27 protein-coding genes, 1 other RNA gene and 2 pseudogenes are annotated in these 20,227 nt (G+C 41.8%); 10 read left to right on the top strand and 20 right to left on the bottom strand.

Translation table 11 applies throughout. The features are described from left to right. Nucleotides 1–47 precede the first annotated feature (47 nt). The 10 genes and pseudogenes from ACWIUE_RS07710 to ACWIUE_RS07755 all read right to left on the bottom strand — a co-directional run. Complete coding sequence (locus tag ACWIUE_RS07710) at nt 48–233, bottom strand: hypothetical protein (protein WP_454136145.1); 186 nt, start codon at nt 231–233, stop codon at nt 48–50. Between the two features lie 124 nt (nt 234–357). Next, nucleotides 358–756 (bottom strand): MarR family winged helix-turn-helix transcriptional regulator, encoded by a 399-nt coding sequence (locus ACWIUE_RS07715; RefSeq protein WP_454136146.1) that lies wholly within the window; start codon nt 754–756, stop codon nt 358–360. A 206-nt stretch (nt 757–962) separates the two neighbouring features. After that, nucleotides 963–1,738: pseudogene (locus tag ACWIUE_RS07720) on the bottom strand (hypothetical protein). 53 nt (nt 1,739–1,791) lie between these two features. Further along, the gene (locus ACWIUE_RS07725; RefSeq protein WP_454136147.1) at nt 1,792–3,084 is read right to left on the bottom strand and encodes a (Fe-S)-binding protein; all 1,293 of its coding nucleotides are present in this window, start codon (nt 3,082–3,084) and stop codon (nt 1,792–1,794) included. 64 nt (nt 3,085–3,148) lie between these two features. Next, nucleotides 3,149–4,510 carry an oxygen-independent coproporphyrinogen III oxidase gene (gene hemN / locus ACWIUE_RS07730; protein ID WP_454136148.1) on the bottom strand — a complete coding sequence of 454 codons (1,362 nt, stop codon included), beginning with the start codon at nt 4,508–4,510 and terminating at the stop codon, nt 3,149–3,151. Beyond that, nucleotides 4,503–4,847, bottom strand: a complete 345-nt coding sequence (locus ACWIUE_RS07735) for a DUF2603 domain-containing protein (protein ID WP_454136149.1) — start codon at nt 4,845–4,847, stop codon at nt 4,503–4,505. The genes hemN and ACWIUE_RS07735 overlap by 8 nt, the downstream gene beginning before the upstream one ends. Continuing rightward, the gene (argF, locus tag ACWIUE_RS07740; protein WP_454136150.1) at nt 4,844–5,779 is read right to left on the bottom strand and encodes an ornithine carbamoyltransferase; all 936 of its coding nucleotides are present in this window, start codon (nt 5,777–5,779) and stop codon (nt 4,844–4,846) included. The genes ACWIUE_RS07735 and argF overlap by 4 nt, the downstream gene beginning before the upstream one ends. 76 nt (nt 5,780–5,855) lie before the next feature. Beyond that, nucleotides 5,856–6,044: a hypothetical protein gene (locus tag ACWIUE_RS07745; RefSeq protein ID WP_454136151.1), complete on the bottom strand. Its 189-nt coding sequence runs from the start codon at nt 6,042–6,044 to the stop codon at nt 5,856–5,858. After that, a complete protein-coding gene (locus ACWIUE_RS07750) occupies nt 6,016–6,543 on the bottom strand; it encodes a hypothetical protein (protein WP_454136152.1) in 528 nt (175 codons plus the stop codon). Before ACWIUE_RS07750 ends, ACWIUE_RS07745 begins: the two co-directional genes overlap by 29 nt. After that, nucleotides 6,544–6,903, bottom strand: a pseudogene (locus tag ACWIUE_RS07755) (LPP20 family lipoprotein); the annotation flags it as partial. It abuts the gene before it with no gap. Between the two features lie 573 nt (nt 6,904–7,476). On the opposite strand from ACWIUE_RS07755, the gene ffs reads away from it, so the two are divergent. Continuing rightward, an RNA gene (gene ffs / locus ACWIUE_RS07760) (signal recognition particle sRNA small type) lies at nt 7,477–7,574 on the top strand. Between the two features lie 345 nt (nt 7,575–7,919). Here ffs and ACWIUE_RS07765 read toward each other — a convergent pair. Next, nucleotides 7,920–8,417, bottom strand: a complete 498-nt coding sequence (locus tag ACWIUE_RS07765; RefSeq protein ID WP_454136153.1) for a hypothetical protein — start codon at nt 8,415–8,417, stop codon at nt 7,920–7,922. 9 nt (nt 8,418–8,426) lie between these two features. On the opposite strand from ACWIUE_RS07765, the gene ACWIUE_RS07770 reads away from it, so the two are divergent. Then, nucleotides 8,427–8,708 (top strand): hypothetical protein, encoded by a 282-nt coding sequence (locus ACWIUE_RS07770; protein ID WP_454136154.1) that lies wholly within the window; start codon nt 8,427–8,429, stop codon nt 8,706–8,708. On the opposite strand, the gene ACWIUE_RS07775 is transcribed toward ACWIUE_RS07770, so the two are convergent. Beyond that, complete coding sequence (locus ACWIUE_RS07775) at nt 8,680–8,880, bottom strand: hypothetical protein (RefSeq protein WP_454136155.1); 201 nt, start codon at nt 8,878–8,880, stop codon at nt 8,680–8,682. The two genes, ACWIUE_RS07770 and ACWIUE_RS07775, sit on opposite strands and share 29 nt — an antisense overlap. 177 nt (nt 8,881–9,057) lie before the next feature. Next, a complete protein-coding gene (locus tag ACWIUE_RS07780; protein ID WP_454136156.1) occupies nt 9,058–10,572 on the bottom strand; it encodes an SH3 domain-containing protein in 1,515 nt (504 codons plus the stop codon). Between the two features lie 64 nt (nt 10,573–10,636). Here ACWIUE_RS07780 and ACWIUE_RS07785 point away from each other — a divergent pair, with 64 nt between their 5' ends. Genes ACWIUE_RS07785 through ACWIUE_RS07800 form a run of 4 tightly spaced genes read left to right on the top strand, consistent with a single transcriptional unit; the run spans nt 10,637 to nt 13,005 of the window. Then, the gene (locus ACWIUE_RS07785) at nt 10,637–11,719 is read left to right on the top strand and encodes a metallophosphoesterase (protein WP_454136269.1); all 1,083 of its coding nucleotides are present in this window, start codon (nt 10,637–10,639) and stop codon (nt 11,717–11,719) included. Nucleotides 11,720–11,722: 3 nt separating this feature from the next. After that, nucleotides 11,723–12,451, top strand: a complete 729-nt coding sequence (locus tag ACWIUE_RS07790) for a hypothetical protein (RefSeq protein ID WP_454136157.1) — start codon at nt 11,723–11,725, stop codon at nt 12,449–12,451. Then, nucleotides 12,448–12,822, top strand: a complete 375-nt coding sequence (locus tag ACWIUE_RS07795) for a hypothetical protein (RefSeq protein ID WP_454136158.1) — start codon at nt 12,448–12,450, stop codon at nt 12,820–12,822. Before ACWIUE_RS07790 ends, ACWIUE_RS07795 begins: the two co-directional genes overlap by 4 nt. Nucleotides 12,823–12,834: 12 nt before the next feature. Next, the gene (locus tag ACWIUE_RS07800; RefSeq protein WP_454136159.1) at nt 12,835–13,005 is read left to right on the top strand and encodes a hypothetical protein; all 171 of its coding nucleotides are present in this window, start codon (nt 12,835–12,837) and stop codon (nt 13,003–13,005) included. On the opposite strand, the gene ACWIUE_RS07805 is transcribed toward ACWIUE_RS07800, so the two are convergent. Further along, nucleotides 12,959–13,438 (bottom strand): hypothetical protein, encoded by a 480-nt coding sequence (locus tag ACWIUE_RS07805; RefSeq protein WP_454136160.1) that lies wholly within the window; start codon nt 13,436–13,438, stop codon nt 12,959–12,961. The genes ACWIUE_RS07800 and ACWIUE_RS07805 overlap by 47 nt on opposite strands. Before the next feature lie 33 nt (nt 13,439–13,471). Between ACWIUE_RS07805 and ACWIUE_RS07810 the strand changes: the two genes are divergently transcribed. Next, the gene (locus ACWIUE_RS07810; protein ID WP_454136161.1) at nt 13,472–13,678 is read left to right on the top strand and encodes a hypothetical protein; all 207 of its coding nucleotides are present in this window, start codon (nt 13,472–13,474) and stop codon (nt 13,676–13,678) included. Then, a complete protein-coding gene (locus ACWIUE_RS07815; protein WP_454136162.1) occupies nt 13,647–13,775 on the top strand; it encodes a hypothetical protein in 129 nt (42 codons plus the stop codon). The genes ACWIUE_RS07810 and ACWIUE_RS07815 overlap by 32 nt, the downstream gene beginning before the upstream one ends. On the opposite strand, the gene ACWIUE_RS07820 is transcribed toward ACWIUE_RS07815, so the two are convergent. The 3 genes from ACWIUE_RS07820 to ACWIUE_RS07830 all read right to left on the bottom strand — a co-directional run bounded on the left by ACWIUE_RS07820 (nt 13,716) and on the right by ACWIUE_RS07830 (nt 16,292). Further along, on the bottom strand, nt 13,716–14,387 hold the full coding sequence (locus ACWIUE_RS07820) for an MqnA/MqnD/SBP family protein (RefSeq protein WP_454136163.1): 672 nt from the start codon (nt 14,385–14,387) through the stop codon (nt 13,716–13,718). The two genes, ACWIUE_RS07815 and ACWIUE_RS07820, sit on opposite strands and share 60 nt — an antisense overlap. 109 nt (nt 14,388–14,496) lie before the next feature. Further along, nucleotides 14,497–15,318: a SurA N-terminal domain-containing protein gene (locus ACWIUE_RS07825; protein ID WP_454136164.1), complete on the bottom strand. Its 822-nt coding sequence runs from the start codon at nt 15,316–15,318 to the stop codon at nt 14,497–14,499. A 44-nt stretch (nt 15,319–15,362) separates the two neighbouring features. Further along, complete coding sequence (locus ACWIUE_RS07830; RefSeq protein WP_454136165.1) at nt 15,363–16,292, bottom strand: tRNA dihydrouridine synthase; 930 nt, start codon at nt 16,290–16,292, stop codon at nt 15,363–15,365. A 28-nt stretch (nt 16,293–16,320) separates the two neighbouring features. Here ACWIUE_RS07830 and ACWIUE_RS07835 point away from each other — a divergent pair, with 28 nt between their 5' ends. Next, nucleotides 16,321–16,560 carry a hypothetical protein gene (locus tag ACWIUE_RS07835; RefSeq protein ID WP_454136166.1) on the top strand — a complete coding sequence of 80 codons (240 nt, stop codon included), beginning with the start codon at nt 16,321–16,323 and terminating at the stop codon, nt 16,558–16,560. A gap of 55 nt (nt 16,561–16,615) precedes the next feature. Here ACWIUE_RS07835 and ACWIUE_RS07840 read toward each other — a convergent pair whose 3' ends face one another. The 3 genes from ACWIUE_RS07840 to hemE are packed head-to-tail and all read right to left on the bottom strand — an operon-like array spanning nt 16,616 to nt 19,302. Continuing rightward, nucleotides 16,616–17,311 (bottom strand): ankyrin repeat domain-containing protein, encoded by a 696-nt coding sequence (locus tag ACWIUE_RS07840; protein WP_454136167.1) that lies wholly within the window; start codon nt 17,309–17,311, stop codon nt 16,616–16,618. A 47-nt stretch (nt 17,312–17,358) separates the two neighbouring features. Further along, on the bottom strand, nt 17,359–18,270 hold the full coding sequence (locus tag ACWIUE_RS07845) for a radical SAM protein (protein ID WP_454136168.1): 912 nt from the start codon (nt 18,268–18,270) through the stop codon (nt 17,359–17,361). After that, on the bottom strand, nt 18,271–19,302 hold the full coding sequence (gene hemE / locus ACWIUE_RS07850; RefSeq protein ID WP_454136169.1) for a uroporphyrinogen decarboxylase: 1,032 nt from the start codon (nt 19,300–19,302) through the stop codon (nt 18,271–18,273). Between the two features lie 123 nt (nt 19,303–19,425). Here hemE and ACWIUE_RS07855 point away from each other — a divergent pair, with 123 nt between their 5' ends. Next, nucleotides 19,426–20,223 carry an SIR2 family NAD-dependent protein deacylase gene (locus tag ACWIUE_RS07855; RefSeq protein WP_454136170.1) on the top strand — a complete coding sequence of 266 codons (798 nt, stop codon included), beginning with the start codon at nt 19,426–19,428 and terminating at the stop codon, nt 20,221–20,223. Nucleotides 20,224–20,227 lie beyond the last annotated feature (4 nt).

Here is a 20,227-nt window from a genome sequence, read left to right on the forward strand (position 1 = left end):
GTAAATTTTGATTTTCAATCATCAAAAATAGCAAATTTTCGCAGAATCTACGCCAAAATCTTGCATTTTGGTAACATTTTGATATAACAAAGTTGCATTGCGTTTTTTAAAAGTAAGGCGTTATGAAGCCCGATGCTAAACAATATTAAGGCAAACAATGCAAAGCAAACCTTAAATATATCTTTGGTGAAGTTATCGCAAATACGGCGCAATCTCTCACAAATCCACCCCAAAACCTCACGCCTTTGATAATAGCTTTAACCCCACCACGCATATGAGTATGAGTGCAAGGCAGATGATTTTATCGCGCAAGGCTCACTTCGCACAAAATTGCGATGATTAGGATTATCCACGCATTCATTTTTGCCCCTTTTTTGACATTTCTTGCTCCAAAGTTTGGCTAAATGCGACTTCAAAATCCTTAAAAATTTCGATAAGTCGCCCTAACTTTTGCGCCCCTAACTTTTGATAAACCTTTTTTTCAAATGCCACATATTTTGCGATGATTTCTTGGGCGTAAGATTCCCCGCTTGGCGTGAGATTTATAATCTTTTCGCGCTTGTCATTTGGGCTTGGTGCTACTTGTATGAAGCCTTGTTTTTGCAAGGATAAAATGACATTATTTATCGTTTGCTTGGGCATTTCGTAGCGTTGCATTATGTCTTTTTGTGTGTGAATCTCGCTTACCAAAAGCGCGTACAAGACTTTGAAAATATAACCATTTATGTCTTGCAGGGTTTCAAGTCGCCCATACAAGCCAGAGATTTAGATTCGGCATTAGATTTGCACCACATTTAGATTCACGGGATTCGCACTAGATTTGCACCACACAACTGCAAACTTAATAATTTTGATATTTTAGCTAAAAATCGCCTTTAATTTAGCCTAAAAAATTTTGCAATTTTTAGTTGCATAAAATGAGAGCTCATTATTTTTGATAAATTTTTTGCACGATTTGGCTCTTATTTATCCACCTTAAATTTCTCAAATAATCTCACAAAATACGCTTGAATCTTAGATTTATCAAATGGCTTTTGATAAAACCACGCCAAAAATTCATTTTCGATTTTCAAAAACGCTTTATTGTAGATAAAAATATCCAAATTTCCCAAAAAATAGGGCAGATTCGCACAATATTTTTTGAAAAATGGATATAAATGTAATATTTGAGATTTTCGCTAAAAACCTTTATCGCGTTTGAGCTTTGGTTTGGCAAAAAAGTTTTGTTGCGTTTAAGTGCGTTAATGTCGCGCAGTGCGTCAAAATTCGCCTTTTTGATGAGGTATGAAAGCGGGTGCAAAACACACACAAATTTAGGGCGCAAAAGCGCGTAAGAGCGCAAAAACGAAATGCCTAAATCCCTATGTTTTAGCGCACTATCGCACTCAAAAATGGGCTTTTTGATTCGCGCTTGAAGTTGCGAAGTTTTGTCGTTATAGGGCGGATTGCCGATGATTATGAGATTTTCAGTGTCGCTAATGCCAAATTTTGCCCTGCAAACGCCTTCAAGCGAATTTGTGTGAATTGTGGTGGCGTTTTGCACTTGTTGCAAGGCGATTTTGTCAATATCTGCGCCCACATATTTTAAATTTTGGTGCAAATTTTGCGTGAAAAAGTCCCCATATCCGCAAGAAGTATCCAAAAATGTGTATTGATTGAGATTTGCGATATGCCTTTGCATTAGCGCGTAAGCCTTTGCCACAAGCACCTTTGGCGTGTAAAAACTGCCAAGATTTATAGTGTCGTATTTATCTAAATGTGTGTTTGTGGCGTATGCAAGGGCTAAACTCATCACAACGCCTCTGCGATTAGTTCAATGGGGTGTTTGAAGCGCGTGGGGACACTCTCCGCGTCCATTGCGTTATTTAGTTGCATTCGACACGCGCTACATTCCGCGCTTACGATTTGTGCGCCTGAATCCGCGATATTTCGCGCCTTTGCAATCCCTGCGTCCCTTGCAAAGCGATATTTTTGGCTTTGCATTGTAACGCCACCAAAGCCACAGCACCTATCGCACTCGCTCATCTCGCGTATTTCGTAGTTTGCGCCAAGCAAGTCGCGTGGCTCTTTATAGACGCCTAGCACCTTTTTAGCGTGGCAAGGGTCGTGGTATGTGATAGATTCGCGCTTTTTGGGCGAATTTACAAGCAATTCGCGCAGATTCGTATGCCGATAGAGATAATCGCTTGCCATAAAAATCTTTGGCAAAAGTCGCTCCAACCGCGCAATCCACGCGCTTTTATCTGCCAAATCACTCATTTCAAGCGCGTGTCGCCAATCCACCATAATCATCGCAGCGCAAGTCGCCTCAGGGATTATCATCGCATCAATTTCGCCCCAAAAGCCCTCAAACAGCGCGATATTTTTTTTCACCAAATGTACCACACTTTTAATATCGCCCGTAAAATAGGCGGGTGCAGCGCAACACTCTTGCTTTGGAATCACCGCTTGGATATTTAGTCGCTCCAAAATGCGGATTAGCGAATCGCCCACTTCGGTGTAGTTGTAATTGCTTAGGCAACCGATAAAAATGGCGACTTTTTTGTGCGTATGAGTCGCAGAATCTACGCTAGATTCTGCGATTTTTGGCACAAATTGATAATTTTTATATTTATTTAAAAAACTCTTTTTTGCAAAGGGAAAAATCGTTCGCGCCCCAAATTTCGACAAAGGAAAGCGGGAGCGCAATCTATCGCCATTGCTTTTAAATGCACAGGGCGCGACAAAATGCGTGAATGCAAACACAAAGTCCATTATTTTTCGGTGGCGGAGCAGAAAAAAATACGCCCTTTTATACCACGAAATGCCGTATTTTTGGGCGATTTTAATGCGCGATTTGATAATCATCGTGGCGGTATCGATTTTTGCGGGGCATTGAGTGGTGCAAGTGGTGCATAAAAAGCAGGTTTCAAAGATATTTTTTAGGTTTTTGTCTAATTTTAAGTCGCCTTTTTCGCAAAGTGCGAGTAAATCCACAAATCCGCGTGGCGATGTGGTTTCGTCTCTATGGATTTGATAAATCGTGCAGGACGGGACGCATTTGGCACATTTCACGCAGGATTTTGACATATCAATTATATTCATTTTGCCCCCTTTTTGTTGAGATTTAGCGCGAATGAGCGACTTTTTAAGGCGCGAATCTTAATTTTCACACGGTTTTAGAAAACCGCTTTTCACCGCTATTTTGCGCTAAATATTTATCAAAACTCATCACAATATTTCGCACAAGCATTTTGCCCTCGCTACTTATTTTTATCTCATTTTCCCCCACGCTAACAAGCCCAAGCTCCACATATTCGCGCATTTTTGCCAAACTATCGCTAAAATATTGCGCGAAATTTATGTTAAATTTTTGCTCGATTCGGCGCGTATCAAGGCGCAGATTATTCATTAGGCGCATAATGACATTTTTGCGGATAATGTCATCTTGCGTTAAGGCAATACCGCGCTCCACAGGGAGTTTGCCCGAATCAAGCGCGTTTTTATATCGCTCCAAATCTTTGAAATTCTGCACATAATAATCGTGCCCTTCGCCAATACTCGTTACACCAAATCCAATAATTTGCGTGTGCTTTTTTGCCGTGTAGCCTTGAAAATTGCGCTTTAAGTTGCCATTTTGTGCGGCAATGTAAAGCTCATCGCTTTTTAGCGCGAAGTGGTCCATTCCAATCATCTCATAGCCATTTTGCGCCAAAAAGTCGATTGTAAAATTTAAAATGGCAAGTTTTTCCTGTGGTGTGGGCAAAATCGTCTCATCAATTTTTCGCATTGTTTTTTTTATCCACGGGATATGGGCATAGTTAAAAATCGCTAGGCGCGTGGGTTTTAGGCTCACCACTTGGCGCAAAGTTTCTTTAAAGCTATCTAATTTTTGCAAAGGCAGTCCATAAATCAAATCAAAATTGATATTTTCTACGCCAAATTTTCGCGCCAAATCTATTGCGGATTTGACAATGCCAAATGGCTGATAGCGGTGAATCTTGCCCTGCACCGCGCTATCAAAGTCCTGAATCCCAAAGCTAAGGCGATTAAATCCATAATCTTTTAGCACAGCCATTTGGGATTCATCAAAAAAGCGCGGGTCGATTTCGCAACTAATTTCAGCGTTTGGCTCAAAATTGCCAAACACATTTCTTATATTTTTGATGATTTTTTCTAAACTTTTTGCATCATAAAATGTCGGCGTCCCACCCCCGAAATGAAACTGCAATACGGGACGATTCGTATCCAAATACGGACGAATCAAATCTAATTCTTTTTGCAAATAACTTATATATTCTTGCTTTTTGTCCTCTTTTGAAGTGTAAATCACATTGCAACCGCAAAAATAGCACGCACTCTTGCAAAAAGGCAAATGCGTGTAGATTGAGAGTGGCAAATGCGAAAATCGCGCCAAACTCGCTTTATAGGCGTTTTCATCAAAGGATTCGCTAAATTCTAATGCGGTGGGATAGCTTGTGTAGCGCGGTCCGGGTTTGCTAAATTTGGCAAATTTTTCAAAATCAATCATCAAAATCCATTACATTCTTAAAATATTCGTTCATATCGATAAAAAGATTTGGATATTTTGCTTTGATTTCTCGCACCGTGCGGCGAATCTCGGTGGCGTTTGGGTGCGGATTTAGCATAGATTTTGCCACGATGAAAACATCATCAAAGTCCTTTGGCATTTCTTTTGCAATCTCTTTTTCAATCAAATTTTGCGTGATTGTGGCGTCCATCTTTTCGCAAGTATCAAGTAAATTTTTATACTCTGACTCTTCGATTATCACATAGTCTTTATTTTCAAAATTTATATGTGAAATGCCCTTTTTTAGGGCGGATTCGGCGGTTTTTGTTAGTTTCATTTGTTTGCTCCCATTTCTAAATATGACATTATGCCTTTTTGCGCGTGGAGGCGATTTTCCGCCTCTTCAAAGACTTTGCTTTCATTTGACTCCATAACCTCATCGCTCACTTCATAGCCACGATAGGCAGGTAGGCAATGCAAAAAGATTGCATTATCGCCTAATTTCATAATCTCACTATCCACGCAAAATCCTTGAAAATCCCGCACTCGCGTCTCTTTTTGCGCCTCTTGTCCCATAGAAGTCCAAGTGTCCGTAGTGATGACATTTGCGCCAGACACGGCGATTTTGGGATTGTTTGTAAAAGTGATATTCGCAGAATCTACCTTATATTTTGGCTCATAGCCCTTTGGCGTGGCAACTCTAAGCTCAAATCCTAGCTTTTGCGCCATACAAATCCACGAATTTGCCATATTATTGCCATCGCCGATATACGCGACAATAGGCGTTCTTTGCGTTTTAGATTTTGCATAAGGGGCGATTAGCTCCGTGCCTATGCCATTTTCAATCATCGTAAGATAGTCCGCAATGAGCTGCGTGGGGTGAAAATCATCGCTAAGCCCATTTATCACAGGCACACGCGAAAATTTCGCAAATTCTTCGATTTTGCTTTGCTCGAAAGTGCGAATCATCACCATATCAACCATTGAGCTAATCACCCGTGCGCTGTCTTTTACACTCTCTCCACGCCCAAGCTGAATGTCCTTGTTGCTTAAAAAAATCGCGCTCCCGCCCAGCTGATACGCGCCCACTTCAAAGCTAATGCGGGTGCGCGTGGAGCTTTTTTCAAAAATCATCGCCAAAATTTTATTTTCAAAATACGGTTTAATCCGCACTCCACGCAAAAAATCGCTTTTGATATCAATGCACCTTTGCAAAATCGCCACAATCTCATCTTTTGAGAAGTCCCGCAAACTCAAAAAATGCTTCATTTTCTCCCCCTTAAACGCGAAACGCACGAATAAACGCACGATTTTAAGCAAATTAAAAATGCGGATTTTAGCGAAACTAAATAAAATTAAAGTTTAAAATGAGTGAATTTGCGCTAGATTCTGCGATTTTTACGCAATTTTGGCAGAATCTCACACATTCGCAGAATCTCGCAATTAAAACGCAGACTAAACAAAATTTCGCAGAATCTGTCGGTTGAATCGCAGAATCTCCCGCATTATTTTTTATAATCCTCAATCGAAACAATTACGCCGTTTGTGAAGTTTTTAAAATAGATTCGCCCGCCGCTTCGCTCGTAATAAATTTTATTGCCGCCATAAGAGAATTCTTGGATTATTGCGCCATTTTCGGTAAGTCTTTTGCCCTGCCCATCGAAAATATCGCGCTTCAAAAATATATCTTCAAAAAGTTCGCCATAGCTCACATCGCCAAAAAAACTCCGTGCCGCAACCCACTTTGGCGCGCAATCATCGACTTTCACAAAGTCCGTGTAGCAAATCTCACCCTTTGTCACGACAAAACTGCCTAAAAATTTGCCTAATTTAAAGACATTTAGCTTTATTCGATTGGCGTTTTCGTCAATATTTAGCGTCCCAAAGTCATAAAATCTAATATTTTTGCTTTTGATTAGGACTAATTTTAGCTCGCCTTCGTCAATTTTTTGCGCTTGGGGGGCTGGTTTTGGTGTGGCACACGCGCTAAAAATTAGCGCAAGTGCGAAAAGTGGCAAGAGAAATCGGCGCATTTAGTTTGTCGCTAGGACTTTGCTCCACGCCCTGCCATCGAGTTTTAGCTCCATTGTGACTTGGCAAAGTCCATCTTTGTAAATCGTCTCAACAATGTCGGCGTTTTTGATAAGTGCCTCCACACGCGCTTTTACGACTGAATTGCTAAGCACCATATCTTTTAGCGTATCTTGTGCGTTGATTTTGATACCATACATTTTCTCGCCAATCTGCCTATATGCGTCAATTATCGCCGCTCGTTTCGCAAGGGCGAGTGCCTGTGAAGGCGAAATCGTGCTTTCTGGCGCGACACCCATTCCCACCGCGCTTAGCTCGATAATGCTTTCAGTGGCGATAATGGGCGAATTTGGGATAATGTTTGGCTCTTTTGCTTTTGGCGTAACCTCTACTTGCTTTTCTTGCTCGTAAGGGATAATTTCAGGCACGATTTCAGGCGTTACAGAATTTGGCGCAATATATCCGGGCACGAAATCATTGCTATAATCGCCTGAATATTGTGGCGGATAGGGCATTTCGTAATTATTTGGATACGCATTTTGCGGGAAATGTGGCATTTGTGGCGTTTGCTGTGGCGTAGTTTGCGCTACTTGGGGAATATTTGAGGGGATATTCGCCTCGCCGACATTTAGTCTATCGATATTTAGCACACGCGAAGCGCCATCATCATTTAGCAAATTCGGCGAGTAGGGCTGATTTAGCGGTGGATAGACGGGCGCTTGGATGGGCGAATAATTTGCCGAAGGCGGTATCATCCCATCATCCTCGCCCACACTCGCACATCCCGCAATCAACGCAAAACTACCGATTATCGATAATATTTTCCAATTCATTTCATACACCTTTTTGTGAAATTTTGCAGAATCTAAGCAATAAGCATTCCAAAGCACATTAAAACTTTTTTAAGGAAAGTTCTACTAATATTCCACCGCCTCTTTTTAGACCTATGCAATGTGGATTTTAGGCAATGCTTCAGGGTGGGAACACAGCAGAGCACTTGAAGTTTATATGTGCCATAGCAATCTGAAAGGGGGTAAATCTAATAGATTCTGCGTTTTCTGCAAGGCAATTTGTGTCTTTGGTATGCAATTTCGCAAACCACTAGTTTAGTCTCACACCCAAAAAATTTTACAAATACAAAACAAGGCACAGCCGAAGTTTTTTTATCCAAAGCACAACCGCCATTACTTCGATTGTTTGTTTAGATTCTGCGATTTTCGTGCAAGATTCTGCGAATCGCAGAATCTAATGTGCTTTTTCTGTCATTGCGAGGTAGTTTGAGTGAAGCGAAAAATCTCAAATTTCCCCCTCCCTTGCGGAGGGGGATTAAGGGGGTGGGTAGATTCTGCGGAATTTAGAGATTCTGCGATTTTTCACGCTAGATTCTGCAAAATTTGATGCAATTCGCAGAATCTACATTACTCTCCGTCATTGCGAGATTTTGCGTAGCAAAATCGTGGCAATCCAAAATTTTGTCATTCTCGCGCGAAGTCGAAGCACGAAGCAAAGAATCTCTATTTTGAGATTTTTTGCTTCGCTCAAAATGACAATTTATGGTAGATTCTGCGTTTTTTATTTGATTCGCAGAATCTGCGATATTTTCGCCGTTTTTTAAATTAGATTCGATAGTTTCTTTTCGCAAAAAGGGCTGCACCCCCCCCCGCCCCGCTCCCCCTACTCGCCAAAAAGCAGCCGCTTTTTCGCTTTTAGGGGGAGTGCCTCGCTTTTCCGCTTCTAGCAAAAAATCGGCGGTTGCACTACTGCAACCTTGAATCCGATTTTTTGCACCACGAAGCGGGCGAGATTTGGGCGCTTCGCACGGATTTAATTTTATTTTGGATTGCCACGAAGTCGCCCAAAGTGCGACTTCTCGCAATGACGAAGTATGGGGTGGGGGGGGGTAGATTCTGCGGAATTTAGAGATTCTGCGATTTTTCACGCTAGATTCTGCAAAATTTGGTGCAATTCGCAGAATCTACATTACTCTCCGTCATTGCGAGATTTTGCAACGCAAAATCGTGGCAATCCATTATTTTTTTTGATTTTATTGGATTGCTTCGTTGTGTTCGCTTCGCTCAAACTGCCTCGCAATGACGAAATGGGGGCAGATTCTGCGATTCACGCTAATTTCGCAGAATCTATATTAAAATTGCAGAATCTAATATAAAATCTACCCACCCCATTAATCCCCCTCCGCAAGGGAGGGGGAAATTTGAGATTCTGCGCTTTGCATAAGTGCTTCGCGGTAGTAATGACAAAAAAATATAGATTGCCACGAAGTCGCCCAAAGTGCGACTTCTCGCAATGACGGATTTTTTGAGATTCTTCGCTCGTTGCACTCCCTCAGAATGACAAAAATTTTATAATTTGATTCGCTTTGCGAATCACAATCGAAGTAATGGCGGTGTGGCTTTCGTGGTTTTTTGGGATTTTTGGGAGCGAAGCTAGACTTGAGTCTGTGAGCCTCCCAAAAATCCCAAAATCCGCGAAATTACATACCCCAGAACAAATTGCCCCTATTTTATGATATTTATCGCTTCTATTCTATCTAGCAAACTCCGCTTTTTCCCTCCGCCCTCATCGCTGAAATTTGGACTATTTATGTTTATTTGCGGTGTGAGCGTTGTGATAGATACGCCACCTAAAATCTCGCTTCCCGCCTCCCCGCTAATGCCCCACACTTGATGCGCGACAATCGGCACTCCATCCACCGCGCCCACATACAGCATTATGTGCCCTTGCAGCCAAATAATCGTGCGAAATGGTTTGGCAAACTTCGTAATAAAGGCGAGTTTGGCGTCATTATCCTTTGGCAAGTCCAAATATTGACTGCCTTGCGTGATTTTCCCCTGCAAGACTTGTGCTTTTGAGTTTCGCGGTAACCAAATGCCGACATTCGCAAACACATCACGGATAAATGACGAGCAGTCGCGATTATCATACATTCCGCCCCACCCGTAGTTTTGCGCGCCGATTGCAGTAATTATTTTTGCGATATTCACCTCGCTAAAAGGCAGTGGAAATTCCGCAAAGTCCCCCATTTCAAAATCCACTTTTATCCTCACCGCATTACCTTTTAAATCGCGCTTGTAGGCGATTATTTGCGGTTTTTTAATCTGTTTATTTTGGCGCGAAGTGATTGTAATCTCGCCTTTTTGGAGCAACATCCCAATAAAGGCATTTTGCAAAAACTGCCCTTTGTGATGAAGTGCGATATTATCGCGTAGCGGGAGCAAAAACTCGGCATTTTGCATTTCTCGCCTCTCTTTTGCGCCCATAAATGCGACTTCATCTGCCTTCACCCACCCCGCCACAAAGGAACTTTGCACCAAAAACCACTCTTTATTCTCCGTGCTATGAAGCACCAAAATCGGCGTGTATGCGAAAATAAGCGAGTTTTGCCATCTATCAAATGGAAATCCATCATTTTTTGAAAATCGCGGTTTATTTGTCGGCAGGGCGCGAATATTTGTGGTTTTCACCATAATCGCCCTTTTTCGCATCGATGGGTAGGAAGCGATATTCATCGAAGCGACTAAATTATCGAAAAACGCCTCATTTATCGCTCTTTTGGTCTCATCAAATCCCTTTTTTGTGTTTGCCGCCCAAAAAATATCATCCCTTTTTGGCGTGGGATATTCCTCGCTCCACACGCTAAAATGCTTTTTTAAATACTGCTTTTTTAACTCGCTTTGCGGTTTGGATTCTGCGATTTTTGCAGAATCTGAGTTAGATTCTGCGTTTTTTGTGCTAGATTCTGCGATTTGTGGCGCAGAATCTGCGGAGATTTCTTTGTTTTTCGCATTAGATTCTGCGATTTTTGCAGAATCTGAGTTAGATTCTGCGTTTTTCGCGCTAGATTCTGCTGATAATTTCGCAGAATCTAAAATCGCATAATCTATTTTCGCAGAATCTTTCACATAAATCATCGCATTTTGCGGGAGATTTGCCATATAGTTTATCGAGTCCGTCCGCTCCACCGCACACGCGCTAAATATCAACGCCACCAAAATAAAAATAAAATTTTTCAAAAAAATCTCCATAAATTAAATTATAATTTCAAAATTCTAACTAAATTTTTTGGATTTAACTTTGATGAAATTTATAATTGTGGTTCTGTGCTTTTTTGTGGCGTTTCATTTGGTGGCGTATTACGCGCTAATCCGCGCAATGTGCGTCACCGCAAAGGGGAAAATCATCGGCGGATTTTGCGTTTTGGCGCATTTTGCCCTCGCGCTAATTTTTGGATTTTTAATGCTCTTCCGCGCCGAAATCCCGCATTTTCTATACGCATCACTCTCAATCACAATCCTAAATGCCGTGCTTTTCTTTACCTTTGGCATTTTAAATGTGCCGTTTTTACTCGCTTTGAAGGGCAAAAAACGCGCATTTATCGCAGAAATATTATTTTACATTTGCATTGTTTGCATTTGTGCTTCGATTTTCAACGCCGCTCGTTTGCCAAATGTCGTAAAAACCGACATTTATTTGCCGAACCTAAACGCAGAATCTACCATTTTGATGATTAGCGATTTGCATCTATCAAATCTCATTTCGCTTGAAAAAACGCAAAAAATAATCGATTTAGCACTCGCGCAAAATGCCGATACCATCGTGCTTGTAGGCGATATCATCGACTCCAAACCAAGCGTAATGGAAAAGTTTCTACCCGAACTTGAAAGATTGAGCGCAAAAAACGGCGTATTTTTCGCACTTGGCAATCACGAGTTTTTATTTGACGCAGATTCTGCGTTATCTCAACTGCCAAAAAATATCACGCCACTCGTCAATCAAAGCAAAATCATTGATGGAAATTATAATCTACTTGGCATTAGCGATTTGAGCGCGGAGCGGTGGGGGAAGCATTTGCCAAACATAAATGACGCGCTACAAGGCACAAATGCGAGTTTGCCAAAGATTTTGCTATCTCATCAACCAAATATTATTAAAATCGCAGAATCCAAAAAAGCAGATTTGATTTTGAGCGGACACACGCACGGCGGGCAGATTTTCCCTTTTAGCGTGGGGGCATATTTTGCAAATCCGTTTCTTTATGGAGTGAAAAAAATTGACGGGACGCAACTTTACATTTCGCAAGGTGCGCATTTGGCGGTAACCTATGGGCGATTTTTAAGCAGAAGCGAGATAAATTTAATCACATTAAAAAAGGGGGAATGAGTTATGAAAAAGTTAGTTTTATGCGCTGTGTGCGTGATTTTAGGGGCGAGTGAAGTGAGTATCACAAAGTCATTTATTCAAAGTGGCGTGGTGAAACCTGCTTTGCTTTATGCAAATATCCGCATTGAAAGTAGCGCGAAACTCCGCAACATAGGCGAGTTAAAGGAAAAAGACAGAGGCACAATCACAACCGCGCTAAATGCAATCATCCAAGAGGCAAAAAAAAGCGAGATTTGCACGGGCGGAAGTTACAGCATAAATCCAATCATTAGTTACAAAAACGAAGCGCGAAACACTATCGGGCAGAGCGTGGATTTCTCGCTAAATTGCAAATTTACAAATGAGAGTTTGGGCGAATATAATGCCTTGCTAAAAAATATCAATGACAAAATTAAGCAAAATCCGCTTCTATCCCTCCCGCAACCGCAAGTGCAGTCCCAAATCACGCACATTGAAATCAACGCAAAAAAAGAGCGACTTTTCGAGGACTTTTTGGCAAAAAGCAACGAGATTAGCGCGCAATACTCGCAGATTCTGCGAAAGAAGTGCGCGGTGGCAAAGATTAGCACAAATGATATTTCCACAATCCAAAAACCTCGCCTTTTGATGGCAAAGTCCGCGCTAAATGCGAGTGCAGAGGCGGACACCACGCATACGAAAGCACCCATTAGCGATGAAGTGGAGGTGGAGATTATGATAAATCTAACGCTAAACTGCAAGGATGAAGCGTGATAATAATCGGGCATAGCGCGATAAAATGCGCGAAATTCCGCGAGATAAAGAGCATTAAAGATATCGCAAAAACTAGCGCGAGTGATATTGTGTATTTCCCGCATAGCGTGGAGTTTGCGAGGCATTGCGCGGAGAATGAAATCGCCTTTGGCGTGATTGTCAAAAATATTTTGGAGTTAATGCTAAATGCGAACTTTGGCGCGAAATATCTAATCATAAAGTCGCCCAAACTCGCACGAAAATGCCAAAAACTCGCAAATGAATATTTTTTTGACGCAAAAATTTTGCTTGTCATTAAAAGCGAAAAAGAAATCGCCAAAACCGCAGAATCTGGCATCGATGGCGTGATATTTGAGGGCGTGATGAAATAAATTTGAGATTTTGTGAATGCCAAATTCCGTCATTGCGAGAAGTCGCACTTTGGGCGACTTCGTGGCAATCCATTTTTAGATTCTGCGAAATTTGTGGCAGATTCTGCGATTTGTTCCCCCTCCCTTGCGGAGGGGGTTAGGGGGCGGGTAAATTTCGCATTAGATTCTGCGAATTTGAAATAGATTCTGCGTTTTTGTTGTCTTTCGCAGAATCTACCCCCACGCCATCATTGCGAGGAAGTTTGAGCGAAGCGAAGCAACCATCCAAAAAAATCAATTCCGTCATTGCGAGAAGTCGCACTTTGGGCGACTTCGTGGCAATCCAAATCAAATTCGCAGAATCTCGCGTGAAAATCTTAAAATCGCAGAATCTAAAAAAAGATTCTTCGCTTTGTGCTTCGACTTCGCGCGAGAATGACAAAAAAACACACCTTTGCAAAATATCCCTAATGGATTGCCACGATTTTGCTACGCAAAATCTCGCAATGACGGCGTGGGCTTTTTTGATTCGCCTCGCAATGATGGTTTTGATAGATTCTGCGTTTTTTGTGTGATTCGTAGAATCTACCCACCCCCTAACCCCCTCCGCAAGGGAGGGGGAAAAGTTTGGATTCAAACTTCGCAAGGGAGGGGGAATTTTAAGATTTAAGTGAATTTAGCACAGATTCTGCGAATACAAAATCTAATAAACAAAATGGCGAAAATATCGCAGAATCTAAATGTGGATTGCCACGAAAATGCTACGCATTTTCTCGCAATGACGGCGTGGGGGCGATTTGCTTTAAGGTTTGGATTGCCACGATTTGCCTTTGGCAAATCTCGCAATGACGGAAACCGCGCTAGATTCTGCGAATGAAACTAAAAACGCAGAATCTATCTCAATTGCGCAGAATCTAAAATCGGCGGGGCGGTTTTATGCCCTTTATTCGCAAGGCGCGGTAGAAGCGGTTTAGCGCGGTTTTGCCTTTGGGTGTGATTTGGTAGTGAATGTGCGTTAGATATTCTAAAATATCATTCTTTGCTACGCTAGAATTTTGCGCATAAATTTCTAACAAATACTGCGGGATTTTCACGCGTGAGGCGTTGAATCGCGCCGAAATCTTATTATAAAAATCCGCATTTTTATTAAAACACAACAGCCCAAAAACAAAGGGCAGGTGGTGCTTTTCCCACCACGCCAAACCCAAATCGACATATTTTCCGCCATTTAATTTATATCGCAACGCTCTATCGCCGATTAGCACTTCGCCTTTTATGCCTAAAATCTGCACCAAAGCGTTTGAACTAGCGGACTGATAGTCGCTTTTTGTCGCCTTTGGGAGGACAATCACGCTCCAAACTGCCCCATAAGCCACAATCCCGCTATTTGTCTTTTGCGCCCTCACCCCCGCAATAGATGAGATGAATCCAGCGTCAATGCGCCTAAAAAGAAAATCTTTATTGAGTTTCGCGGGGTAGCTTTTATGATGATTTAAAAACGCCTTAAATGCGCTTGGGGCAGGATATTTTTTGATAAAAATATCAAATGGCACTAAATTTAGGTAGCTAATTTTGCCAAAGCGCATTAGATTCGCCTAATTTGCGTTAGATTTGTTAGATTCGCCATAAGATTCTGCGATTCGCCACAAATTTCACACGAATCGCCAAAAACTCGCTAGATTCTGCGCTCAATTTTCACTCTCTCACAATCTCAATGCGCGTATTTGCCTTGATTTTGGCAAAATATTCATTCAAAATCTCACTCTCTCGCGCCTGTGAATATTTCTGCATTACCATTGTTTTGGCACTCTCAAATGGCAAAATCTCTTTACCACCCTTTGCTTTGACAAAAAAGACAATCAGCGTATTGCCCGAGTTTAGCACGGGCGTGAAACTTCGCTCAGGCGTGTCTAAAAAAATCCCCATTATCTGCACGGGCAGAGTGCGAATGTCGATTTCTTCGTCCTTTGATTGAATGTTTGGATTTAGCATCATTGGATTTTGCAAAAATCGTTGCAACTCCACATCGCTATTTGAAGCGTAGCTCGTAACTTTGATTTTCGTAGGGATGGCAAAATCGCTCTTATTTTTCTCATAAAACGCCATCAAATCGCTCTCACTTGCGATGTTTGAGTTTGTCTGTAAAATCTTTTGCATTAACTCGCGATTTACAATATGCTCTTTTAACTGCGCTTTGTATTGCGTCAAATCGATTTTTTGCCCTTTTAGCGCGTTTTCAAGCTCTGCGCGTGTGATTTTGTTTGCTATTGCGATACTATTCATCTCGCCTTCTATGCGCGAATCATCGACATTGATATTTAGTCGGCGAATCTCATTTTCGCGCAATTTTTCGCTTATCAGCTCATCAATTGCCTTTTGGCGCGGGATTTTCTTACTCTTTTGCAATTCGCTAATCTCAAAAAGCGTGATGATATTGCTATCGACTTTGATTGCGATTCCATCGATTGTCTCAGCGTTTAAAATAGCGCAAATTGCGATTAAAATTAGTTTTTTCATAATCACTCACTTTATAAAATTTTAAAGCGCGATTTTAGCACAATTTAGCCAAAAAATCGCATTATTGATTCGCGCATAATTTTTGAATCGCTAATATTATTTACAATCCCGCGATACTCGCTTGAATCGGGCAATCCACGCGCATAATTATGCAGATTTTTGCGAAACATTATGCACCCGCGCTCCCCATAAAAGCTAATCATATTGTCAAAATGCTCCAAAACAATGTCGCGTTTGATGAGATTTGGCGGGTTTGCGTCATTGTGTTTTATTTGATAGAAAATCCAAGGGGTTTTTAGCGCGGCGCGTCCTATCATAAGCCCATTTGCGCCTGTGATTTTAAGCACTTCTTTTGCCTTTTGATACGAATCAATCTCGCCATTTGCAATTAGCGGGATACGGATATTTTGGCGAATCAGCGCGATTGCATCATAATCAATGCGCTCTTTTTTGTAGGCATCGACTTTTGTGCGCCCGTGTGCTACGACAAAGTCCGCTCCGCTGTCGTTTATGGCGTGTGCTAATTCAAGCGGGATTTTTTTATCAAAGCCTAAACGCACTTTTAGGCTTGTGTAGGGCTTGTTTGAATGCTTTTTGATTGTATTTACAAGGCGCACAAGCAGATTTAAATCCTTTAAAAGTCCGCTTCCATTGCCGTGAGAGCTAACTTTTGGCGCGGGGCAACCGCAATTTAAGTCGATTATATCAATGCCGCTTTGCTCATTTAAAATCTCTACGCTTCGCTTTATCACTTCCTCTTTGTTGCCAGAGATTTGGACGCTAAAAGGCGATTCAGCGGGGGATTTGGCTATCATTTTTAGCGTTTTTTGTGTGCTATAATTTAGCGCGTAAGAGCTAATCATCTCGCTAACCGTAATATCTACGCCAAATTTTTTCACCACCGCACGAAATGGCAAATCGCTCCACCCAGCAAGCGGAGCAAGCATTAGGACATTGTCGAAATTTATTTGCATATTTTCCTCGAAAGATTTTTTAAAAATTATGGAAAATTATAGCAGATTCTGCGATTTTTATTTGATTCGCAGAATCTCACATTCGCAGAATCGTGGCGTCTGTGCGAAGCACCGACCCACACTTGCAAATCCAAAAAAAATAATTCCGTCATTGCGAGAAGTCGCACTTGGGCGACTTCGTGGCAATCTATTTTTTGATTCGTGTATGGTTGCTTTACTGCGTTCGCAAATGCTGTGGATTGCTTCGGCACTTCGTGCCTCACAATGACAAAGCGGAGCAGAATCTGCGGTAGATTCTGCGTTTTTTATTCGATTCGCAGAATCTAGTGTGTGCGCTTCTCATATCCGTTTGCTTCGATGCTCTCTAATAGCTTATAAACCTCGCTATCCGCGCTGATTTTGCCCTCATCTTTGATAATTTCAAACGCCGTTTTCCCCTGCAAATCCTGCTTTGTATAATCCGCGCCAAAGTCTAGCAAAAGTCGCAGAATCTCGGCATTTGGGTTATTTAGCGCAGCATAAATGAAAACCGAGCGACTAAATTTATTCGTAAAGTTCGCATTCGCACCTGCCTTTAAAAGGCGAAGGGTGAATTCGGCGTTTGGATTATACGCAGCAGCGTAAATTAGGGGCGTGAAACCAATATCGTTGATTTTATTCACATTCGCCCCCGCGTCAATTAACGCCTGTAAAACCTCGACATTCTTATTTTTCTGCGCTGCGCCCATAAGCGGGGTTGCGCCGCCTTTTGTGGGTGCTTCCAAAATCGCACCCGCCTCCAAAAGCACCTTTATCACGCCCGGGTCGCCATTTTCCTCCGCAGCAAACATCAAAGGCGTGCAATGCGCGTCATTTTTGATATACACACTCGCCCCATCCAAAATCGCGCTTTTCACATCATCCGCGCTTCCTCTGCGCGCCACGGTGAAGAAATTGCCTTCATAAACCTTTGGCGGTGGCACTACTTCCTCTTCCTCTTTTTTTATAAATTTATCTTTCAATCTATCAAACAAACCCATTTTTTCCCCTTAATTGTGTAAATTTTTGCGATTATACTACAATTTTTCTAAACTGCGTAAAATTTTAGCACACCTACGCTTTTTATTTTTACTTTATTTGCCTTTACCAAATCTCTCAAATGCGCCAAACTTCGCGCACAAAACGCAGAATCTGCCTCATTTACCTCAAATGGACGCCGTTTTAATAAATCCAAAATTTCGCTTTTTTGCAAATCTAACTTTTCATTTTGGCGCAGAATCTCGCGCGTAGGAATGCTTACAAAAAGTCCCTCAAAATACTTCGCAAACTCGCTAATTTGCGCCACTTCGACAGATTCTGCGTTATATGCCGGCGGTCTATCAATGCTCCCCAAATCCACCCTATCGACTTTGATTTCCCGCAAAAACTCCGCCAAAGGGCGCAAGGACTTTTCATTATCATTGATATTTTTCACTAGCAAAACCTCGCAAATTAGCAGGTTTTGGCGCACTTTTGCGTAAGATTTAATGCCATCTTTTATCGCTTCAAAATCCAAAGATTTGTGAATTCTATCGATTTTTTTATACGATTTTTCATCCGCAGAATCTAAACTAAATTTTACGATATCGAAGTGTTTTAGGGCGTTTTGGACGCTAGATTCTGCGAATTTTGAACCATTGCTTAAAATTAGCGTTTTTACGCCCTTTGGCAAAAATGCTTTAATCTCTACGATAAAATCCTCCAAATGCGGATAGAGCGTGGGTTCGCCGTTTGCCGTGATTGTCAAAACATCGATATTTTTATGCTTTTTTAGTGCCTCTTTCGCAGAATCTAGCAACGCTTCAAGTGGCAAAATCTCGCTAAATCGCTCCACGCTCTTTGCACCACGCAACTCGCAGTAAATGCAGTCAAAATTGCACTGCTTTTTATTTGGCGATAAATCCACGCCAAGCGAGATTCCAAACCGCCGTGAGCGCAGCGGTCCAAAGATGATATTCATCTATCGCGCCGTCTTTTCTCGCAGAATCTGCACTAATTTTGCGACATTTTCGCGGGGCAAGTCAGGCAACATTCCGTGCCCTAAATTAAAAATATGCCCACTTTGTGTGCCAAATACCTCCAAAATCACCTCTACGCCCCGCTCCATCGCGCATCCATCATATAATCTCGCGGGTTCTAAATTCCCCTGCAAGACAAATTTATCGCCCAAAATCGCCCTTGCACCTCCCAAATCACATCCCCAATCAATCCCAAAAACCTCAAACTTCCCGCCAAACTCGCCAAATCTCTGCAAATACCCGCCCACGCCCTTTGGAAAGACGATTATTGGCGTTTTTGGATATTTCGCCTTTAAATGCGAGACAATCGCCAAAATGTATTTAAATCCAAACTCCAAATACGCACTGCCCTCTAACGCCCCTGCCCACGAGTCAAAAAGCATCACGGCATCCGCCCCAGCACGGATTTGCGCCTCCAAATACGCGCTTAGCTCATCGCTAATTCGCGCCATAAGGGCGTGGAGCAACTGCGGATTTTGATAGAGCATTTTTTTAGAATTCGCATAATTTTTACTGCCCTGCCCCTCAATCATATAAGTCGCAAGCGTCCAAGGTGCGCCACAAAAGCCAATCAACGCCTTGTCTTTTGGCAGTTTTGCGCGAATGGCACTCACAGCATCATAAACATAATTTAGGCGCGTGTGTGCGCCACTTTTTAGGGATTTTAAGTCAGCATCGCTGCGGATTGTGGTGCTAAATTTCGGTCCTTCATCTTTGATAAATGCTAAATTTAGTCCCATTTCAAGCGGGATTAGCAAAATATCGCTAAATAAAATCGCCGCATCAAAGTCGAAAATTTCCACAGGTTGAAGCGTTACGCGCGTTGCCAAATCTACATTTTTACACAAATCTAAAAAACTCCCCGCCTCTGCGCGAACTTCGCGGTATTCGCTCAAATATCGCCCCGCCTGACGCATAAGCCAAATGGGCGTATATGGCGTCTCTTTCCTAAAACAAGCATCGATAAAAATCATCGCTTCCCCCTTTTTCTTAAATAAATTCTTTTTAATAAATTTTGGCGTGAAAATTCGGCATTTTAGCACAAAAATGATTTTGCTATAATCGCGCTTTTAAAATAATTTTTAGGACAAATCCAAATGAATTTCAAAAATGGCAAAATTATCATTTTTAGCGGTGCGGGAATCAGCGCGGAGAGTGGGTTAGCGACATTTAGAGATAGCAATGGACTTTGGGCAAATTATGACATAAATGTCGTTTGCAATTACCATTCGTGGCGACAAAATTACGAACTTGTGCATAAATTTTATAATTTGCGGCGCGAGGAATTAGCGCGTGTGAAGCCAAATATCGCACATCAAATCGCCCAAAAATTAGCGCAAAATTTTGAAGTCATAAATATCACGCAAAATGTCGATGATTTGTTTGAGAGAGCGTATTTGGAGCTTTTGGGGGATTTTAATACTTTGGATTGCCACGAATCGCAAAGCAATTCTCGCAATGACAATTTAGATTTTTCACAATACGACAATGCAAATATCTTGCATTTACACGGGAAATTATGGGAGATTCGTTGCAAAAATTGCGAAAATATTATCAATATCGGCTACGCGCCTTACGACTTTTCGCCCTGTCCTAAATGCGGAAATGCCATCTTAAAGCCAAATATCGTATTTTTTTATGAGCAAGCTCCCAAATACGCGCAAATGTATGAGATTTTTGGACGCGTGAGAGATAATGACATAATCATCGTAAGTGGCACTAGCGGGGAGGTTGTGAATATTTGTGCGATGATAAATAAAGGCTACAAAATTCTAAATAATCTCAACTCCGCGCGTGGAATCAATGAAAATCTCTTTGATAGCGTGTATTTAGAGCCTAGCACAAGCGCGTTTCCAAAGATTTATGATGAGATTTTAAGGCTAAAAAATGGTTAAGATT

It is taken from the genome of Helicobacter sp. 23-1045 (assembly GCF_053654655.1).

Excerpts from the sequence above, each read along its gene's own strand:
- ACWIUE_RS07725 (WP_454136147.1), bottom strand. The coding sequence starts at position 3,084 with ATGAATATAATTGATATGTCAAAATCCTGCGTGAAATGTGCCAAATGC.
- hemN (WP_454136148.1), bottom strand. The coding sequence starts at position 4,510 with ATGATTGATTTTGAAAAATTTGCCAAATTTAGCAAACCCGGACCGCGC.
- ACWIUE_RS07735 (WP_454136149.1), bottom strand. The coding sequence starts at position 4,847 with ATGAAACTAACAAAAACCGCCGAATCCGCCCTAAAAAAGGGCATTTCA.
- argF (WP_454136150.1), bottom strand. The coding sequence starts at position 5,779 with ATGAAGCATTTTTTGAGTTTGCGGGACTTCTCAAAAGATGAGATTGTG.
- ACWIUE_RS07750 (WP_454136152.1), bottom strand. The coding sequence starts at position 6,543 with ATGCGCCGATTTCTCTTGCCACTTTTCGCACTTGCGCTAATTTTTAGC.
- ACWIUE_RS07770 (WP_454136154.1), top strand. The coding sequence starts at position 8,427 with ATGGGGTGGGGGGGGGTAGATTCTGCGGAATTTAGAGATTCTGCGATT.
- ACWIUE_RS07785 (WP_454136269.1), top strand. The coding sequence starts at position 10,637 with ATGAAATTTATAATTGTGGTTCTGTGCTTTTTTGTGGCGTTTCATTTG.
- ACWIUE_RS07790 (WP_454136157.1), top strand. The coding sequence starts at position 11,723 with ATGAAAAAGTTAGTTTTATGCGCTGTGTGCGTGATTTTAGGGGCGAGT.
- ACWIUE_RS07815 (WP_454136162.1), top strand. The coding sequence starts at position 13,647 with ATGACGGAAACCGCGCTAGATTCTGCGAATGAAACTAAAAACGCAGAA.
- ACWIUE_RS07820 (WP_454136163.1), bottom strand. The coding sequence starts at position 14,387 with ATGCGCTTTGGCAAAATTAGCTACCTAAATTTAGTGCCATTTGATATT.
- ACWIUE_RS07825 (WP_454136164.1), bottom strand. The coding sequence starts at position 15,318 with ATGAAAAAACTAATTTTAATCGCAATTTGCGCTATTTTAAACGCTGAG.
- ACWIUE_RS07830 (WP_454136165.1), bottom strand. The coding sequence starts at position 16,292 with ATGCAAATAAATTTCGACAATGTCCTAATGCTTGCTCCGCTTGCTGGG.
- ACWIUE_RS07835 (WP_454136166.1), top strand. The coding sequence starts at position 16,321 with ATGGAAAATTATAGCAGATTCTGCGATTTTTATTTGATTCGCAGAATC.
- ACWIUE_RS07840 (WP_454136167.1), bottom strand. The coding sequence starts at position 17,311 with ATGGGTTTGTTTGATAGATTGAAAGATAAATTTATAAAAAAAGAGGAA.
- ACWIUE_RS07845 (WP_454136168.1), bottom strand. The coding sequence starts at position 18,270 with ATGAATATCATCTTTGGACCGCTGCGCTCACGGCGGTTTGGAATCTCG.
- hemE (WP_454136169.1), bottom strand. The coding sequence starts at position 19,302 with ATGATTTTTATCGATGCTTGTTTTAGGAAAGAGACGCCATATACGCCC.
- ACWIUE_RS07855 (WP_454136170.1), top strand. The coding sequence starts at position 19,426 with ATGAATTTCAAAAATGGCAAAATTATCATTTTTAGCGGTGCGGGAATC.